Raw genomic sequence first — 1431 nt, forward strand, 5'->3', positions numbered from 1 at the left:
TGAACTGACCCCAAGAAGTTGGACTTTGTCCACTCTTGGGGTTTTTCATGAAGCATACAGAGCAGTTCAAGCTATCGGTCGTTCAGCAGTATCTGGACGGTCCCGACGGATTCGACAAGTTAGCGCAGCGGCACGGAGTAGCGGCGCCGTTGCTTCGATCATGGGTGGAGCGATTCCGTTTGCATGGACAGGAAGGACTATCGAAGAGAGCATGGGGCCGGTACAGCGTCGAGTTCAAACTGTCGGTTCTGCAGCACATGTGGGAAAATGGTCTTTCTTACAGGCAGACAGCCGCTATATTCAACCTCCCCAGCGCGACCCGCGTGTCCGATTGGGAGCGACGTCACAACAGCGGCGCCGAAGGTCTGACCTTACACATTCGAGGCCCACGCAAGATGAAAGCACCACCAGTCACTCCTCAGCCATCTCCTGATGACAGCAAGCGCTCGCAAGAAGAGCTCTTGAAGGAACTGGAATATCTGCGTGCGGAGAATGCCTACCTAAAAAAGCTGAAAGCCTTGGTCGAGTCGGAGAAATCAGCTCCCGCCAAAAAGCGGAAGTAGTACACGAACTAAGGCAGCAGCACCGATTGCCTCATCTGCTCAAGGCCGCAGGCCTGGCAAAGAGCACGTTCTACTATTGGTTGGCCCAGATGCAGGTTGACGATAAATATCAGCCGCTGAAGGAATCGATCAAAGAGATCTTCCGTCGCCATAAAGGGCGCTATGGCTATCGCCGGGTGACTGCGGCGCTGCGCCAGGCTGGGCAGGTGGTCAACCATAAAACCGTCCAGCGGCTCATGGGGATGCTCGACCTGAAGTCGCTGGTGCGTCCGAAAAAGTACCAGTCGTATAAAGGCGAGACCGGCAAAGCTGCGCCAGACAGACTAAAGCGACAGTTCAAGGCCAAAAAACCTAACCAGAAATGGGTGACGGACGTGACCGAGTTCAGCATCGCTGGAGAGAAGCTATACCTGTCCCCGGTAATGGACCTGTATAACGGTGAGATCGTCGCTTTTGAGGCAGGCAAGCGACCGAGCTTTGAGCTGGTAGGGGCGATGCTGCACCGTGCCCTGGACCTCCTGAAGCCGTGGGAGCGCCCGATTCTGCACTCAGATCAGGGGTGGCAGTATCGGATGCCGGCCTATCAGCTGGCCTTGAAAAAACGGCAGCTTAGGCAAAGCATGTCCCGCAAAGGCAACTGCCATGACAATGCGGCGATGGAAAGCTTCTTCGCTGTCCTGAAGTCAGAACTCTTCCATGGCAGGAGGTTCAGCAGCATCGAGCAATTCAAGCAGGAGCTGACGGAGTACATCCGTTACTACAACTATGACCGCATCAAAATGAAGTTGGGAGGACTGAGTCCTGTACAGTACCGGACTCGAGCCTCCCTGTTGAGCTTTTAACCGTCTAACTTAATGGGGTCAGTTCA

The 1431-nt window shown here is 54.6% G+C and carries 1 protein-coding gene; it reads left to right on the forward strand.

From position 1 onward, the window contains the following. Positions 1 to 47 precede the first annotated feature (47 nt). Positions 48 to 1405, forward strand: a protein-coding gene (locus V7778_RS25070; RefSeq protein WP_335560356.1) for an IS3 family transposase whose coding sequence is annotated in 2 segments (ribosomal slippage) — positions 48 to 534 and positions 534 to 1405 — 1359 coding nt in all. Because the reading frame shifts where the segments join, the coding sequence is not laid out codon by codon here. Positions 1406 to 1431 lie beyond the last annotated feature (26 nt).

It is taken from the genome of Massilia sp. DD77 (assembly GCF_036961685.1).
GTDB lineage: Bacteria > Pseudomonadota > Gammaproteobacteria > Burkholderiales > Burkholderiaceae_D > Telluria.